This window comes from Rhizobium sp. Nf11,1, assembly GCF_050587665.1.
Classification (GTDB): domain Bacteria; phylum Pseudomonadota; class Alphaproteobacteria; order Rhizobiales; family Rhizobiaceae; genus Rhizobium.
Genome location: NZ_JBOBHU010000003.1, coordinates 168,365 through 185,090 on the forward strand (window position 1 = coordinate 168,365; position 16,726 = coordinate 185,090).

16 protein-coding genes are annotated in these 16,726 nt (G+C 61.3%); 13 read left to right on the forward strand and 3 right to left on the reverse strand.

What is annotated here, in order from left to right:
• Nucleotides 1–37: 37 nt before the first annotated feature.
• Nucleotides 38–268, reverse strand: coding sequence for a DUF1127 domain-containing protein (locus ACQ7C1_RS06390; protein WP_085777752.1), 231 nt, complete (start codon nucleotides 266–268; stop codon nucleotides 38–40).
• Nucleotides 269–360: 92 nt separating this feature from the next.
• Between ACQ7C1_RS06390 and ACQ7C1_RS06395 the strand changes: the two genes are divergently transcribed.
• The 7 genes from ACQ7C1_RS06395 to ACQ7C1_RS06425 all read left to right on the forward strand — a co-directional run bounded on the left by ACQ7C1_RS06395 (nucleotide 361) and on the right by ACQ7C1_RS06425 (nucleotide 6,919).
• Nucleotides 361–1,239 carry a LysR family transcriptional regulator gene (locus tag ACQ7C1_RS06395; RefSeq protein WP_430957694.1) on the forward strand — a complete coding sequence of 293 codons (879 nt, stop codon included), beginning with the start codon at nucleotides 361–363 and terminating at the stop codon, nucleotides 1,237–1,239.
• Nucleotides 1,240–1,531: 292 nt separating this feature from the next.
• Nucleotides 1,532–1,996, forward strand: a complete 465-nt coding sequence (rplM, locus tag ACQ7C1_RS06400; RefSeq protein WP_011424898.1) for a 50S ribosomal protein L13 — start codon at nucleotides 1,532–1,534, stop codon at nucleotides 1,994–1,996.
• Nucleotides 1,997–1,998: 2 nt separating this feature from the next.
• Nucleotides 1,999–2,466 (forward strand): 30S ribosomal protein S9, encoded by a 468-nt coding sequence (rpsI, locus tag ACQ7C1_RS06405; RefSeq protein ID WP_011424897.1) that lies wholly within the window; start codon nucleotides 1,999–2,001, stop codon nucleotides 2,464–2,466.
• 307 nt (nucleotides 2,467–2,773) lie between these two features.
• Complete coding sequence (cml, locus tag ACQ7C1_RS06410) at nucleotides 2,774–3,964, forward strand: CmlA/FloR family chloramphenicol efflux MFS transporter (protein WP_430957695.1); 1,191 nt, start codon at nucleotides 2,774–2,776, stop codon at nucleotides 3,962–3,964.
• A 202-nt stretch (nucleotides 3,965–4,166) separates the two neighbouring features.
• Complete coding sequence (gene speB / locus ACQ7C1_RS06415; protein ID WP_430957696.1) at nucleotides 4,167–5,129, forward strand: agmatinase; 963 nt, start codon at nucleotides 4,167–4,169, stop codon at nucleotides 5,127–5,129.
• Nucleotides 5,130–5,190: 61 nt separating this feature from the next.
• Nucleotides 5,191–6,123 carry an N-acetyl-gamma-glutamyl-phosphate reductase gene (gene argC / locus ACQ7C1_RS06420; RefSeq protein WP_430957697.1) on the forward strand — a complete coding sequence of 311 codons (933 nt, stop codon included), beginning with the start codon at nucleotides 5,191–5,193 and terminating at the stop codon, nucleotides 6,121–6,123.
• 4 nt (nucleotides 6,124–6,127) lie between these two features.
• A complete protein-coding gene (locus ACQ7C1_RS06425; protein ID WP_085777747.1) occupies nucleotides 6,128–6,919 on the forward strand; it encodes a sulfite exporter TauE/SafE family protein in 792 nt (263 codons plus the stop codon).
• A gap of 22 nt (nucleotides 6,920–6,941) precedes the next feature.
• Here ACQ7C1_RS06425 and ACQ7C1_RS06430 read toward each other — a convergent pair whose 3' ends face one another.
• Entirely contained in the window at nucleotides 6,942–8,045 is a 1,104-nt protein-coding gene (locus ACQ7C1_RS06430) for a COX15/CtaA family protein (RefSeq protein WP_430957698.1), read from the reverse strand.
• A 114-nt stretch (nucleotides 8,046–8,159) separates the two neighbouring features.
• On the opposite strand from ACQ7C1_RS06430, the gene ACQ7C1_RS06435 reads away from it, so the two are divergent.
• Together ACQ7C1_RS06435 and ACQ7C1_RS06440 are read left to right on the forward strand one after the other, a co-directional pair.
• Entirely contained in the window at nucleotides 8,160–8,369 is a 210-nt protein-coding gene (locus ACQ7C1_RS06435; protein ID WP_430957699.1) for a DUF2842 domain-containing protein, read from the forward strand.
• 118 nt (nucleotides 8,370–8,487) lie between these two features.
• A complete protein-coding gene (locus tag ACQ7C1_RS06440) occupies nucleotides 8,488–9,729 on the forward strand; it encodes a GNAT family N-acetyltransferase (RefSeq protein ID WP_430957700.1) in 1,242 nt (413 codons plus the stop codon).
• Nucleotides 9,730–9,757: 28 nt separating this feature from the next.
• Here the strand turns inward: ACQ7C1_RS06440 and ACQ7C1_RS06445 are convergent, their stop codons facing one another.
• Nucleotides 9,758–11,923, reverse strand: coding sequence for a GumC family protein (locus ACQ7C1_RS06445; protein WP_430957701.1), 2,166 nt, complete (start codon nucleotides 11,921–11,923; stop codon nucleotides 9,758–9,760).
• A gap of 189 nt (nucleotides 11,924–12,112) precedes the next feature.
• On the opposite strand from ACQ7C1_RS06445, the gene ACQ7C1_RS06450 reads away from it, so the two are divergent.
• From ACQ7C1_RS06450 to ACQ7C1_RS06465, 4 genes are read left to right on the forward strand one after another with little or no spacing between them, the layout of a single operon-like run.
• On the forward strand, nucleotides 12,113–12,688 hold the full coding sequence (locus tag ACQ7C1_RS06450) for a polysaccharide biosynthesis/export family protein (RefSeq protein WP_085777743.1): 576 nt from the start codon (nucleotides 12,113–12,115) through the stop codon (nucleotides 12,686–12,688).
• 3 nt (nucleotides 12,689–12,691) lie between these two features.
• Entirely contained in the window at nucleotides 12,692–13,858 is a 1,167-nt protein-coding gene (locus ACQ7C1_RS06455; protein ID WP_085777742.1) for a glycosyltransferase family 4 protein, read from the forward strand.
• 54 nt (nucleotides 13,859–13,912) lie between these two features.
• A complete protein-coding gene (locus ACQ7C1_RS06460) occupies nucleotides 13,913–15,475 on the forward strand; it encodes an undecaprenyl-phosphate glucose phosphotransferase (RefSeq protein WP_430957702.1) in 1,563 nt (520 codons plus the stop codon).
• Complete coding sequence (locus ACQ7C1_RS06465; RefSeq protein WP_430957703.1) at nucleotides 15,472–16,716, forward strand: O-antigen ligase family protein; 1,245 nt, start codon at nucleotides 15,472–15,474, stop codon at nucleotides 16,714–16,716. The genes ACQ7C1_RS06460 and ACQ7C1_RS06465 overlap by 4 nt, the downstream gene beginning before the upstream one ends.
• Nucleotides 16,717–16,726: the final 10 nt, after the last annotated feature.

Sequence of the window (16,726 nt, forward strand, 5' to 3'; positions counted from 1 at the left end):
CGGCGCCGGCCATTTCGAGCAGGATACGCCGTCGCAGTCAAAACCAGAACCATGATTTCGATCGCTCTGCCTTCGCCTGCGCAGGGGTCAGACCGATATCGCGAAGCTCGTCATCCGTGAGTTCCGACAGCTTGCGGCGGCTGCGACGCTTTTCGAGCCGACACTCTATGGCCGCCAGCAGCCGCCTGCCCCAGCGCGCCCTCTCGCGGCGTTTCAGCCGAAGGGCGCTGAGAGGTATCTCCAAGCTTTCGTCGAATTCCACGGTCATCCTTCATCCTTTCCTGACGGACGAAAGATGCGCTGTAAGACGCAGCGAAAGAAGCTTATGGGTATTATTATATGCATAAGGATTTCTTTGGCATGCTCCTCAATCTCGATCAGCTTTCGACCTTCATCAATGTCGCCGACCTCGGCAGCTTTACGGCTGCGGCCGACAAGGAAGGCGTGACGCAGCCGGCCGTCAGCCTGCAGATCAAGGGGCTCGAACAGCGGCTCGGTGTCAGGCTGATCGAGCGAGTCGGGCGGCGGGCGCAACCGACGGCGGCGGGCATCGACCTGCTTTCGCATGCAAGGCGTCTGCTTCAGCAGGCAGCCGCGGCGGAAGAAGCGATGATGCCCCACAGGGATGGCGCCAGCGGCCGGGTGCGCATCGGCAGCGGCGGCACGGCATCGATCCATCTGCTTCCCCGCGCCATCGCCGCCGCCCGGCAGTCCATGCCTGGCCTCGAAATCACCGTCTCGATCGGCAATGCCGACGATATCCTGCGCGATCTGGAAGCCAACAGCCTCGACATTGCCGTTGTGGCCCTGCCGGCATCGGGACGGAACTTCGAGATCGAACCCTTCTACGAAGAGGAATTGCTGGCTGTCGCCCCCGCGGGCAGCCCCGTGCCCAAGGGTGGACCGGACCCGGCCTTCATGCGCGACAGGACGCTGCTGCTTTACGAGGGCGGCAATACGAGGCGGGCAATCGACGCGTGGCTCGCCGCCCCGGATATCAGGATCCGACCGGCGATGGAGTTCGGCAGTATCGAAGCGATCAAGGAACTGGTGGCCGTCGGACTCGGCTGGTCGATCCTGCCGGGGTTAGCGGTGAAGCGCGACCGCGCCGGTCTGCTGACGACATCGTCGCTGCAGCCGAAGCTGACACGCCGCCTCGCCATGGTTCTTCGCCGGGACAAACATCTGACACGCGGCCTCCGGGAAATGATAAAAAGCCTGCGTTCCTTTGAGGATTAGCGATGGTTTTCGACCGACGGCGGGGCAACGCTGAAAACGTTAAACGGGCAAATATTCAGCCCGATTGTGGGGTATCACAACACCACATTGCTAAACGTTTGTTTTCACTTGTTCTTTTTTCCGGCCGTCGCGAAAGCCGATATTGACCCTGTGTCACATTGCCTTTATACACCGCGACAGAACGCAGCCTGTCCGGGCTGCTTTCTTTTTGGCAGGTTCGCGCTTGCCAATCCAAGCAACAAGAAACGCCCTTAAAGCCCTCGGGCCAAGGGTCCTAAAAGAGAGTATTGACATGGCAACCTTCTCACAGAAGCCTGCAGAGGTGGAGAAGAAGTGGGTGATCATCGACGCCGAAGGGCTGGTCGTTGGCCGTCTCGCTTCCATCATCGCTATGCGCCTGCGCGGCAAGCACAAGGCAACCTTCACGCCCCATGTTGACGACGGCGACAACGTCATCGTCATCAATGCCGACAAGGTGGTTTTCACCGGCAAGAAGTATTCCGACAAGGTGTACTACTGGCACACCGGTTATGCCGGCGGCATCAAGGAGCGCACCGCACGTCAGATCATTGAAGGCCGCTTCCCCGAGCGCGTCCTCGAAAAGGCCGTCGAACGCATGGTTCCGCGCGGCCCGCTCGGCCGTCGCCAGATGAAGAACCTTCGCGTTTACGCCGGTCCCAACCATCCCCATGAAGCCCAGCAGCCGGTCGCCCTCGACGTTGCCGCGCTCAACAAAAAGAACGTAAGGAGCGCCTGATCATGGCTGACCTCTCCTCCCTGAAGGATCTCGGCACGTCTTCCGAAGCTGCCGCTCCGGCCCACGTCCGCAAGGTCGATTCGCTCGGCCGCTCCTACGCGACCGGCAAGCGCAAGGACGCCGTCGCCCGCGTTTGGGTCAAGGCCGGCTCCGGCAAGATCATCGTCAACGGCAAGGACTTCACGGCTTACTTCGCCCGTCCGGTGCTGCAGATGATCCTGCGCCAGCCGATTGTCGCAGCTGCCCGTGACGGCCAGTTCGACATCATCGCAACCGTTGCCGGCGGCGGTCTTTCCGGCCAGGCCGGCGCTGTTCGCCACGGCCTGTCCAAGGCGCTGACCTACTTCGAACCGGGCCTGCGCTCGGTACTGAAGAAGGGCGGCTTCCTGACCCGTGACAGCCGCGTCGTCGAGCGCAAAAAGTACGGCAAGGCAAAGGCCCGCCGCTCCTTCCAGTTCTCCAAGCGTTAATCGTTTCGGACAGACGGAATTACGAAGGCCGGGGAAACCCGGCCTTTTTGTTTGGGCGTTTGAGGAATTCCGGAATCGCCTCGCCGGTCGCCATTGCCGCACTCCGGTTCTGCTGGTAGAAATCCGACAGAACGCTTCGCAAACGAGCGGAGCCGCAATCAAGGTCGCATCATGGGAACAACCAAGTCCGCAGACAACTAAGCCGCAACAACTTTGCGCTGTTGTTGCGGCATCTGTCCCAGCAAATCCGATACTGATGAAAGACAGATCGCCGCCGAATGAAAATCATTTGAGCGGATCTTACCCAATGTCTTATCCGAAAATTCCGTCGTGGAATTATTCCGTGCCGGCAAGCTTGTTGCTGATGGCTCCTTTCGACATCCTGGCGTCGCTTGCCATGGACATCTATCTACCGGTTGTGCCGACGATGCCCCAGGCGCTCGGCACCTCGCCTGAAGTCATCCAGTTGACCCTCAGCCTCTATATGCTTGTGCTCGGCGTCGGCCAGATTGTCTTTGGTCCGATCTCCGATATGGTCGGGCGACGACCCGTGCTGATCGGCGGGGCGGCACTATTTGCCCTTGCGTCCTTTCTGCTTGCCGGGGCCTCATCCGCACTTCTCTTCGTGGCCTTGCGATTGTTGCAGGCGATCGGCGCCTCGGCGGCTCTTGTCGCCACCTTTGCAACAGTGCGCGACGTCTATGCTGAGCGGCCGGAAAGCAGCGTGATCTATAGCCTGCTCGGTTCGCTGCTATCGCTTGTGCCTGCGTTCGGGCCGGTCGTCGGCGCGGTGATTGCCGACCACTATGGGTGGCGAGCCATCTTTCTCGTCATCGGCCTGCTGTCGATCATTGCAACTCTCAATGCCGGCATGCGGTGGCATGAAACCCGCCCGGTTACGTCGGCGACAACCATCGCAATAGGTCCGATCCTCGCGAGCTTTCCCTTCTGGATCTACACGACCGGCTTCAGCGCAGCGATGGGAGCCTTCTTCGTCTTCTTCTCGACCGCGCCCCGCATCCTGATCGATCGGGCCGGTTTTTCCGGCATCAGCTTCAGCTTCATCTTTGCTTCAGTGGCATTGGTGATGATTGTGACGGCGCGCCTTGCCAAGCGCTTCGTCGCACGCTGGGGCATCGCAGGCAGCCTCGCAAGAGGCATGGCGCTGCTGCTTGTCGGTGCGGTGATGCTTGCCATGGGAGAGATGTTTTTGCAGGAACCGCTTGTCCGCCTCATTCTGCCGATGTGGATCATCGCCATCGGCATTGTCTTTGCGACAGCCGTTACGGCCAATGGTGCGCTTGCCGCATTCGGCAATAGCGCGGGAACGGCCGTGGCGCTCTACTTCTGCGTCGAAAGCCTGCTGGTCGGTGCTGCAGGCACATTGTTCGTGATTCTGCTCGACGGCGACACAGCCTGGCCGCTGGCGGCCTATACCGGGGCGGCAGCGCTGATAACCCTGGCTGGATTGCGCCAGCTTGCCCGGAAGGCCGTCTGATGCCGCAGAATTGCGGCAGCGCCAACCGCAGAGCGACCGTCAAGCGGGGATCGCTTGAAATCTCGGCGCACCTCGCCTACCCCTTACCTGCCCCGAAAGGAAACATCCATTCCTTTCGGGGATCAGTCGTGACCGGTGGCCAGGCGATATAAGGTCGACATCGAATGCGATTATGCTCGCGCGGACAGAGAAGGAGCCCCCCTTGGCGAACAAGACCATAGATCATGCCTTCACAGCGACCAACCTCACTTCGGCCGCCAGCGATCCCACCTTTGCCGGCGCTCTGTCCTTCATGCGCCGCCGCTTCACCAAAGAACTTGCCGGCGTCGATGTCGCCGTCTGGGGCATCCCCTTCGACGCCGCCACATCGAACAGACCGGGCACGCGCTTCGGCCCGCAGGCGATCCGGCGCGCCTCGGCGATATTCGACAACGATGCGCAATATCCTTTCAACCGCGAACTGTTTGCCGAGATGGCCGTGATCGACTATGGAGATTGCCTGCTCGACTACGGCAACCATCAGGACACGCCCGGCGCCATCGAACGCCAGGCCAGCGCCATCCTCGACAGCGGCGCCTTTCTGCTGACGCTCGGCGGCGATCATTACGTCACTTGGCCGCTGCTGAAAGCCCATGCCGCAAAGCACGGGCCTCTCGCGCTGGTGCAGTTCGACGCTCACCAGGACACCTGGTTCGACGAAGAGCGGCGCATCGACCATGGCTCCTTCGTGGCGCGGGCCGTGCGTGAAGGCATCATCGATCCCGACCGCTCGATTCAGATCGGCATCCGTACCCATGCGCCGGAGGATTGCGGCCTCAATATTCTTTATGGTCATCAGGTCGAGGAGATGAGCGGCGGCGACATCGCCTCGGCGATCATCTCTCATACACGCGGCGCCCCCGCCTATCTCACCTTCGATATCGATTGCCTGGATCCTGCCTTTGCGCCAGGCACCGGCACGCCGGTTGCCGGCGGTCCGTCGAGCGCCAAGATCCTCTCGGTGCTGCAGCGTCTGCACCAACTCGATATCCGCGGCGCCGACGTGGTCGAAGTGTCGCCGCCTTACGACCATGCCGATATCACCGCCATTGCGGGGGCAACGGTGGCAATGTATATGCTTGGCCTTCATGCCGAGCGGCGCGCCATTGCGGCGTCACAAGGCTGATTTATCATCGTTCAAATTGAATCCGGAAATCCTCAGAACCCATTGAAAGCGCAGGTCTAACATGGCACCGAAAATCTTCATCGATGGCGAACACGGCACAACGGGTCTGCAGATCCGTACGCGCATGGCCGGCCGCCGCGATGTCGAGCTTCTGTCCATTCCCGAGGACGAGCGGCGCAACGCCGCCATGCGCGAGGACATGCTGAACACCGCCGATATCGCCATTCTGTGCCTGCCCGACGACGCGTCGAAGGAAGCGGTTCAGATGGTTTCGGGCAACAACAACGTCCGCGTTATCGACACCTCGACGGCCTTCCGCGTCAATTCCGGCTGGGCCTATGGCTTTGCCGAAATGGACGGTGCACAGGCCGACAAGATCAAGGCCGCCCGTTTCGTCTCCAATCCCGGCTGCTATCCGACAGGCGCGATCGGCCTCATTCGGCCGATGCGCGCCGCCGGCATTCTGCCGGATGGCTATCCGGTGACGGTCAATGCGGTTTCAGGTTACACCGGTGGAGGCAAGCAGCTGATTGCTCAGATGGAAAATCCGGATCATCCGGACGCGATCACCGCGCCGCATTTCCTCTATGGCCTGCCGCTCACTCACAAACATGTGCCCGAAATGACCGTGCATGGCCTGCTCGACCGCGCACCGATCTTCTCGCCGTCGGTCGGCAAGTTCGCGCAGGGCATGATCGTACAGGTGCCGCTGCATCTCGACGATCTCGCCGAGGGCGCGACGATGGAAAGCATTCACGCGGCACTGGTTGCCCATTATGTGGGACAGGGCATCGTCACCGTCGTGCCGCTCGCCGAAAGTAAGGCGCTCCCCCGCGTCAATGCCGTCGAGCTCGAGGGCAAGGACACGATGAAACTCTTCGTCTTCGGTACGCCGGGTGGTTCCCAGGTCAATCTGGTGGCGCTGCTCGACAACCTCGGCAAGGGTGCCTCGGGTGCTGCCGTGCAGAACATGGACCTGATGCTCGCCAGCTGAGGCCATGATGCTGGATAGGCTTGTCGCCGACATGCAGACGTGGTTTGCCGCCGCCCTGCCCGGTCACGGCATTTATGCGCTGATGGCGTTTGCCTTGATCGCGGGGCTAGCCCGCGGCTTTTCCGGTTTCGGCGCAGCGTTGATCTTAGTCCCGCTCGGCGGCGCCATCGTTGGCCCGAAGCTGGTCTCGCCGATCCTGCTCGTCATCGACGGCATCGCCACACTTGGGATGATCCCACCCGCCTGGCGCGACGCCAACCGGTCCGAAGTTTTCGTCATGGCGGCTGGTGCGGCACTCGGCGTCCCGGCCGGCACGGCGCTGCTGGCGCTGCTCGACCCGGCGCTGCTGCGCTGGAGCATCACGATCATCGCCATCAGCCTGCTCGCGCTTCTCGTATCGGGATGGCGCTACCAAGGCGCGCCGTCAACGCCGCTCAGCAGCGGCGTCGGCCTGATCGCCGGACTTTTCAGCGGCGCCGCGCAGCTCGGCGGACCGCCTGTCGTTGCCTACTGGCTCGGCGGCAAGAGCGACTTCGCGCGCGTCAGAGCGAATGTCGTGCTGTATTTTTCGATCTCGTCCGTCTTCAGCACCATCAGCTATTATATCGGCGGTCTGTTCGTGCCCGCTGTCTTCGCCCTCACCGTCGTTATCCTGCCGAGTTATGCGCTGGGTCTCTATGGCGGCTCGAAACTGTTCGGGCTTGCCGAGGAGCGGACCTTCCGCATCGCCTGCTACATGCTGATCGCAGCGGCAGCCATCATCGGCATGCCGCTGCTCGACGGCGTGCTGCGTTAGAACGAATGACAGCCTCCCGCTTTCAATCGCGTTCGGTGATCATCGTCTCGTGCGGGTATTCGCCGTAAAAGCCACGCCAGTTGGCGACGGCGAAACCGAATACAACAAGCGCGCCGGCCTGATGCAGCAGGCCCCAGTGAAGCGGCACCTGCATCAGCAGCGTGGCAATGCCGATCGCCGCCTGAACGGTCACCAGCGCGAAAAGCACGACGGCGCGGCGGGCATGGGTGGTCCAGGGTGCGGCGCGAAGGGCGATCACCATGTTGATCAGCACCAGTGCGAAGAGCGTATAGGCGCCGATGCGGTGGATGAACTGCACTGTCTTCGGGTTCTCGAAGGCATTGATCCAGAAGGGCTGCTGAATGAGCAGATCGGAGGGAATGACGGCGCCATCCATCAATGGCCAGGTATTGTAGGAAAAACCGGCATCGAGTCCCGCCACCAGAGCACCGAGATAGATCTGGAACAGCGCGAAAACAGCGATTACGGCAGCGAAGCCGCGCGAGCTGCGTGCCGGCGCCGGATCGCTGGAGTGCGGCGACAGCCCGCGCATGATCCACATGCAGCCGGCAAAGATTAGGCAGGCCATGACGAGATGCGTCGCCAGCCGGTACTGACTGACATCAGTGCGAACGGAAAGGCCTGAGGACACCATCCACCAGCCGATGAAACCCTGCAGGCCGCCGAGCGCCAGGATGCCGACGAGCGGCCAGCGCAGGCGTTTCTCGATCCGCCCCGTCAGCCAGAAAAAAAGAAGCGGCAGCGCGAAGATCACGCCGATGCCGCGAGCGATCAGCCGGTGCGCCCATTCCCACCAGAAGATGCTCTTGAATTCGTCGACGGTCATGGAACTGTTCAATTGCTGAAATTCGGGAATGCGCTGGTAGAGGCGGAACTCCTCTTCCCATTCCGCGGCCGACAGCGGCGGAACGACGCCATGGATCGGCTTCCACTCGGTGATCGAGAGGCCGGAATTGGTCAGCCGCGTTGCCCCTCCGACGAGCACGAGACAAAAGAGCGCCAAAAGCACAAAGCCGAGCCACAGCCGCAAGGCACGGCGGTTGCGGTTCTGCTTGCATACTTCGCTCAGGATCGCCTGTTCCGTGGTGAGGTTCGCGACGGTCATGATGTCTCCTTCTATCCGGCAGTTGATTTGCCCCACCGGCTCATGCAAAACAAGCCCCGAAGCTTTGCGGCATGCCGTCGCGCCGCTCCGCGCTACCCATACAAGAGATAAACAATGCCCGTCCGCCTTCGCAAATTCATCGGCACGATCCTTATCATCGTGCTTGTGCTCATCTATGCGCTGGTAGCGAACACGATCGCGGTGGCGACGCTCGGCAACGCCCCCTGGTGGGGGCACCTGCTCTACTTCCTTCTGACCGGCCTGCTTTGGGTATTGCCGGCAATGGTGATCATCAAGTGGGTGGCCGGGCCGCGGCAACAGTAGGCCATTAACGGCCGAATAACCGTGATCGGCGGAAAACCCCGCGGATGGGCGGCGGTTAAACCAAATATATGTCCTGCACACCTACCTTCCCGTTCAGCATTTTGACCGGAGAGTTCCCGTGCAGACGCAAAAGCTCGATATTGATGAACAGTCGTCAGATGATGGCGCGCTGGCCGATATGGCGATCTCACGCCTACGCCAGGTGAGTATGAAACTTGCCATGGCAAAAATCGACATCTCGGTTTTCGACGCGATGCAGCCACTGGAGGATGATTGGCGGGCTCTGGAGGTCGATGATCTCCATTCGCTTCATCAAAGCTATGATTGGTGCGCCGCCTGGGTCAATGCCTTTCAGCGGCCGCTGGCAATTCTCAAGGGCACCTATGCCGGCGAGACAGCCTTCATTCTGCCGATCGAGATTGTCAAATTCCGTGGATTGACCGTCGCAAAGTTCATCGCTGCCGATCACAGCAATATCAATACCGGTCTGTTCTCCGGCAATTTCGCCGAAAGTGGCGGCAGCATCGACGCGCAGAAGTTCGCGGCGCAGCTTCGGCAGGCCTTGAAGGGCCATGCAGATCTGCTGCTGCTGCAAAACGTCCCGCTGGAATGGCGCGGGCGGCAGACCCCGCTCACCGGACTGCCGATGGTGCAGAACCAGAACCACGCCTATCAATTGCCGTTACTCTCCAATTTCGAGGAAACGCTGAAGCAGCTCAACGCCAAGAGCCGACGTAAGAAATTCCGCGTTCAGTCGAGGCGTCTGGAAGCAGCCGGGGGCGTCGACTACGTCATTCCACAAACATCCCAAGAGCAACACCACCTGCTCGACATCTTCTTCCGTTTGAAGAGTGCCCGCTTCGCGAGCCTTGGCCTGCCCGACGTCTTCGCCGATCCCGAAACTCAGGCCTTCCTGCACGGCCTCATCGACAAGCGAGATGATGCGAGACGGTATTTCGCCCTGCAGATGCATGCGCTGCGGCTGAAGGGCGAGAATAAAGACGGGATCGCCGCGATATCAGGGATTTCGCGCAAGGGCGACCATGTCATATGCCAGTTCGGGGCGATCGACGAAGACCTTGTACCGGATACAAGCCCCGGCGAGTTCCTATATTGGCAGGCGATCGCAGGGCTGCATGGCAGAGGTGTCGCGCTGTTCGATTTCGGCCTCGGCGACCAGACCTATAAGCGTTCCTGGGCACCAGTGGAGACCGCGCATTATGACGTGGTCGTGCCGGTCTCGCCGTTCGGAGTCGCCGCAGGCGCCGCGCACCGGATCGTCACCCGTAGCAAGGCGCATATCAAGGCGCGTCCCAAACTCTATAAATTGGCCCAGGGCATCCGCGCACGGATCGGCTGAAATCGCTGAACACTTTCGCGCGACATGCTTAGGCAGCCTGCCCGAGCTCCTGCTCGTCCGCTTGGCCGCCCGACATCAGCACGACGCGCTGATAGCCCGCCGCCTGGAACTCCGTCATCAGGGTAACGAAGATCGTCTCCTCTAGCTGCGGCAGGGAGAGGATAATTTCAACATCCCGGCTGCGCGTCAGCCGCGAGACGCCGGCGACATCGGCCGCACCGCATTCGACCACCACGACGTCGTAGGCGGCGGCGAGCGCATCGAGCAGCAGCGACAGCCGTTCGACACCGCGCATGGCACGGCGCACGTCGCTCTGGCCCTGCGGGATCAGATGGGCATCGGAAAGCCGATCGCCATGGATCGTGTCGCCGAAGGCGGCCTCGCCGCACAGCAGATCGGTGACACCAAGAGCTGCCTGGTCCTCGGCCATCAGTTCTGTGGGATAGCCGGAGCCGGTCATATCAATCAGAATGACGCGGCGGCCGGCATCAGCGAGCATGCGCGTCAACGCAACAGTCGCCGCCGAACCGTTGTCACCAGTCGGAGATATGGCGATTGCCAGCGGCGCGCGGCTGCCCGTGAGGTAGTCCGCAACGGACTCAATGGAAAATTCATTATCGTCCTCCGGCGCCTCTTCGGCGGCCGCCGTTTCTTCGATCACGTCCTTTCCGTCATCCTCCGTGACAACGGCGAGCATGCTCGGCTGGACGGGCCTTCTGGCGGCCGGGGCGGCCTGCGGCACTTCCCTGTCTTCCGCGACCATTTCCGCCTTGACTGCGTCACGGGACGTATCGACGGCACGAAGCGCCCGACCGCTGAAGAGTTCGGCGAGCATGGTGACGATGGCGCTCAGGATCAGCGTCGCGACGGCGGCGACGACAACGATCGGCACCACCTTCGGGAAATAGGGATCGACCGGCTCGATTGCCCGGGACACGATACGGGCGTCCGCCGGGCTGGAATTGCTGTCGGCGCGCGAGGCGGCCTCGCGGTAACGCACCAGATAGGTTTCGAGCAGCTGGCGCTGGGCGTTTGCCTCGCGCTCCAGCGCGTTGAGGCCAACCTCGTCTTCGCCGGCACGGGCGCTGTTGGCCTGAACCGCGTCCTTCTGGCGCTCGAGTTCGCTTGCGCGGAGGTCGGCAACCTTGGCCTCATTTTCGATGCTTGCCAGGATCTTCTGCGTCTCCTGGCGGATTTGGCCGCGAATATCGGAGAGCTGGGCGCGCAGGCTCTTCAGCTTCGGATGACTGTTGAGGAGGCTGGTTTGCAGATCCGATATTTGCGACTGCAGGCCCGATTCCGTCGCCTTCAGCCGCTGGATCGCCTGGGAAGACATGATGTCAGGCAGCGTATCGGAGGCTTCGCCCGATGACAGCGCATTGCGCACCGCCTGCGCCCTCGCCTCGGCATTGGCCTTGTCGCCCCGCACCCGGGTGAGTTCTGCGGAGATGTCATTAAGCTGCTGGGTGGGGAATGTGGTCGTGCCGTTCGTTTGCAGCAGACCGTGGTTGGTGCGATATTCGGCGACCTTCTTCTCGGCCTCGCTGACCTTCTGCCGCAGGTTTTCGATCTCCGGCTCGAGCCAGCGCGTCGCTTCCGAATTGGAGGCGAGCTTGGCGCCGCTCTGGGTGGAAAGGTAGACGTTCGCCATGGCGTTCGGGATGGCGGCGGCGAGCTTCGGATCCTTCGACGTGAAATTGATGCCGATGACGCGCGAACCCGGCACTTGGTAGACCTGCAGCCGCTCGACGAAAGCGTCGATTACCCGTTCTTCCGGCGGGTTCTCGATCGGATTCTTCTTCAGATGCAGCTTCACCAGGATGCTGCTCATCGCCGAGCCGTTGGCGGCATCGTCGAATTCCGGCAGATTGTAGAGTTTCAGGTCGTTGATCACCTTCTTGAGGAGATCAGCCGATTGCAGGAGCTGCACCTGGCTGGCGATATTCAGCTCGTCCATCAGCGGCCCGGCGCCGGCGTCGCTCGCTTGCTGGGTACTCGCGAAGGCCGGCGCGCGGGGTTCGATGAGGATGCGTGTTTCGCTGCGATATTGCGGCGAGATGATCTTGGCGCCGGCAAAGGCGACGCCGGCCGCCGCGAGCGTGATCGTCAAAATCCTTACCCGGCGCGCCCAAACGGCGCGAACCAGCTGGCCGAGGTCGATGTCCACATCCTGATCACGCACTACGCCGGACATGCTCTTACTCCACAACAAAATCGCCGCAAGCGTAAACGACCATGGTAACGCAACGGTTAATGGTGATCCTGCCAAGAAATAGCGGCGATCGGCAAAGAACTGGCGAATTGTCATACGCCTTTTACCGGGCATTAACCCTAACGGATCGATAACGGCTGCACCGAGTTCATTTTCTGTGAGCACAAGCGGATGTCTGTCGCCCCGCCCAAGATCCTTTTGGCCCTGAGCCTTGCAGCCATCACGGCAGCATTGGGCGGATGCACGACGTATAAGCCGGCCCCAAAAGCCTTCAACGAGGCGACCATCCAGCCCTATACGCTTGATAGCGGCGACCGGCTGCGCATCACCGTGTTCGACCAGCAGAGCCTGACCAATACCTACACCGTCGATCAGGCCGGTTATATCGCCTTCCCCCTCATCGGTCAGGTCCCTGCCCGCGGCCGAACCCTGCAGCAACTTTCAGGGCAGATCGCCCAGAAACTGCAGCAGGGCTATCTTCGCGATCCCGATGTCACCATCGACGTCGACCGCTACCGCTCGATCTTCATTATGGGCGAAGTCGGGCAGCCTGGCCAATATGCCTATGTTCCGGGCATGACCGTACAGAATGCCATCGCCGTTGCCGGCGGCTTCTCCAGTCGCGCCAACCAAAGCATGGTCGACGTCACCCGCAAGATAAACGGACAGGTCCTGACCGGGCGCATCAACATATCCGGCCCGATCATCGCCGGCGACACGATCTACGTTCGCGAACGGCTCTTCTGAGCAATGACAAGAGAGAGGCCGCTCCGCATTCTCCACTGCTTCAGGTCGCCGGTCGGCGGAATTTTCCGCCATGTCCGCGATCTGGTCGAGGAGCACAGCAAGGCGGGCCATCACATCGGCATCCTTTGCGACAGCTCGACCGGCGGCGAGCACGAGGACAGACTGTTCGACGATATCCGCCCATATCTGTCGCTCGGCCTGACGCGCGTGCCGATCCGCCGCTCGGTCAGCCCGTCCGATATCGCGACGATGTGGGATACGTACAAGAAGATTAAAAGTTTGCGGCCGGATGTGCTGCACGGGCACGGCGCCAAGGGCGGCGTGCTCGCGCGACTTGCCGGCTCAGCCCTGCGGGTGAACAGGTATCGCGTAGCCCGCCTCTATACCGCGCATGGCGGAAGCCTGCATTATTCGCGCTCCTCATTCACAGGACAGTTCGTCCTCAGGATGGAGCGCCTGCAGGAATATTTCACCGATGCGCTGGTCTTCATCTGCGAATACGAGCGCGACACCTATACCCGTAAGGTGGGCAAGCCGCGGACGAAGACGAAACTGATCTATAACGGCATCGGAGAGCGCGAATTCGAGCCGATCCACACCCGGTCGGATGCCGTGCATTTCATTTATGTCGGAATGCTTCGGGACCTCAAGGGTCCCGATCTGTTTGTCGATGCCTTCGCCAAGACCGAGCGGCTGCTCGGCAGGCCCCTTTCGGCGCTGATGATCGGCGACGGACCTGACCGGGACCGCTACCGCGAGATGATGATCGAGCGCGGCCTCGGCAAACGGATCGGCATGCTGCCGGCAATGCGCATCCACGAAGCCTTTGCCATGGCGCAAAATCTCGTCGTCCCCTCTCGCGCCGAAGCAATGCCCTATATCGTGCTCGAAGGGCTGGGAGCCGGCAAGACGATCATCGCCAGCCGCGTCGGCGGCATTCCCGAAGTGCTCGGCAAGGACAGTCCGGCTCTTGTCGAGCCAGGCAATTCCGACGATCTCGCCCGCGTCATGGCGGAAGCGCTCAGCACGCCCGGCTGGCACGCCAGAACAATGCCGTCGCATGAGGCGGTAAAGGCCGTGTTTTCCTCCACAGTGATGGCTCAGGATGTGCTGAAGCTGTACCATGAACTCGTCAATCCCGCCGGACAGGCAGTGTCCGTCGCCCTGTAAATATTTCTTAGGGGCTTTCTGGTATTCGCTTGCTGACAACGAGCGATAAACCCCATGAACAAATTGGAAAAAAGCGATCAATTCGACGTGGAAGCGCTGCGCAAGCAAATTTCCGACATCGAGGCGCGCCGCAACGCAGGTCAGGCGCACTCCGCCGAACCGGTCGAAATCAATCCTTATGCCCGGCAGATCGCCGAACAGTTCCGCGACGGTACCCGTTCGCCTGTCATTATTATCGGTCAATTGCGGCTGCTGGAATTCCTGGCGCTCTTTTTGATTGCCCTGATCGTCCACTACTTCTGGCCGGGCGACGGCAGCGATCCCCTGCTGGTGCGGGCAGGCATGGCCGCGATCGCTTCGGCCTCGACCGTCATCGCCCTGCAGCTTGCCGACACCTATACCATTCCCGCACTCCGGGCGAAGCTGCGGCTGATGCCCCGCATTCTTGCTTCATGGACGATCGCGCTTGTGCTGACCATCGGCCTGTTCGCGCTCATTCGTGGCACGACATGGGCGATGGCCGATGCCTATGTTCCCTGGTTTGCCGCCGGGGTGCTGTTTCTCTCTGCCGAGCGTTTCCTTGTCGCCTACGGCATCCGCAATTGGGCGCGCAACGGCATCATGGAGCGGCGCGCCGTCATCGTCGGCGGCGGCGAACCGGCCAAGGAGCTGATCCGCATCCTCGAACAACAGGCCGACAACGACATCCGCATCTGCGGCATCTTCGACGACCGCGGCGAAAAACGCTCGCCGATCATGGTCGCCGGTTACCCGAAGCTCGGCACAGTGGCGGAACTCGTCGAATTCGTGCGGCTTACGCGCATCGACATGCTGATCATCGCCCTGCCGCTTTCGGCTGAGGCACGTATCTTCGATCTCCTGAAGAAGCTCTGGGTCCTGCCGGTCGATATTCGGCTTGCGGCGCACGCCAACCGGCTGCGCTTCCGGCCACGCGCCTATTCGCATGTCGGCGCTGTTCCGATGCTCGACATTTTCAAGATGCCGATACGCGACTGGGATTCCGTCGCCAAACGCGGCTTCGACATCTTTTTCACTCTGGTCGCGCTTGCGCTGCTCTGGCCGCTGATGGCCGCAACCGCGATCGCCATCAAGGCGACCTCGGAAGGCCCCGTCTTCTTCATGCAGAAGCGTCACGGCTTCAACAACGAAGTCATCAACGTCTTCAAGTTCCGCTCGATGTACACAAACATGGCCGATCCTACGGGCAAGGCCGCGGTGACCAAGGGCGATCCGCGTGTCACTCGCGTCGGAAGGTTCATCCGCAAAACCTCGATCGACGAGCTGCCGCAGCTTTTCAACGTGCTGCGGGGAGATCTCTCGCTGATCGGTCCGCGTCCGCATGCGGTTCTTGCCCAGGCGCGCGACCGCGCCTTCGCCGATGTCGTCGAAGGTTATTTCGCCCGCCACCGCGTCAAGCCGGGCGTTACCGGTTGGGCGCAGATCAACGGCTGGCGCGGCGAGGTCGACAATGACGAGAAGATCAAGTTCCGCACCGCCTACGACCTCTATTACATCGAGAACTGGTCGCTCTGGTTCGATCTCAAAATCCTATTCCTGACGCCGATCCGGCTGCTCAATACGGAAAACGCCTATTGAGCGCGGTCGAGGCGACATATTCGCGTGTCGCCCAGCCGCAACGGGCGGCGCTGCGGCTCATCGGCTCGGCCTTCGTCGCCTTTGGCGTTTTCCTCTCCGGCTTTGTCATCGATGAGCCGGCGCCTTATGAACTCTGGATGGCGGGGCTGATTGGCCTCTGGTTCATCCTGGGCCTCAGAATTTCGCGCAGCGTTGCGCCGTTGCTTGCCCTGCTGCTCACTTTCAATATCGGCGGCATGCTGTCGCTGACCCAGATGAAGGACCTCGCAACGGCACCGATGTATATTGCCGTCTCGACCTTCCTGGCGCTGACCGCGGTTTTCTACGGGGCGATCATCGAGGACAGCCATAAGCGGCTGCCGCTAATCTTCAACGCCTGGACCCTGGCTGCCGTCGTCACGTCGGCGCTCGGCGTGCTCGGCTATTTCCACGCCTTTCCGGGCTCGGAAGTATTTACTCTTTATGATCGCGCCAAAGGCGCGTTCCAGGATCCGAACGTCTTCGGCCCGTTCCTGGTGCCGCCGTCGCTCCATCTCGTCCACGGCATTCTGGTCGGCGATCTGAAGAAATCGCCGTTGAAGGCGGCCGCCCTTCTCGTGATTGCCCTCGGCATATTTCTCTCCTTTTCCCGCGCCGCCTGGGGTCTCTTTGCGCTCGGCGTCATGCTGTTGATTTTCATCATGCTGCTGAAGGAGCGCAGCGGCGCCTTCCGCTTGCGAGTGCTGATCCTGTCGCTGGCGGCGATCATGTTGCTGGTCGCATCGCTGCTCGTGGCGCTGCAGATCCCAAAGGTCGCAGAGTTGTTTTCGACACGCGCCCAGCTTGTGCAGCAGTATGACGGCGAACATCTCGGCCGTTTCGAGCGCCACAGGATCGGTTTCACCATGATGATGGAGCGCCCGCTCGGCATCGGCCCGCTCGTGTTCGGCACGATGTTTCCCGAGGACGAGCATAACATCTGGCTGAAGTCGCTCACCTCCTATGGCTGGCTCGGCTTCGTCAGCTATGTCGGAATGCTCCTCTGGACGCTCATCCTCGGTTTCCGGAACCTGCTTCACGACCGGCCCTGGCAACCCTTCCTGATGATTGCCTGGATCTCCGTTCTCGGCCACGCGGCGATCGGCAACGTCATCGACATCGACCACTGGCGCCATGTCTATCTGCTCTTCGGCACGGTCTGGGGCTGCGCGGCGCTGGAAGTGCGCCACAGGCGAGGCCGAATTCCCAAGGGAACGGCGTAGTCTGCCGCCT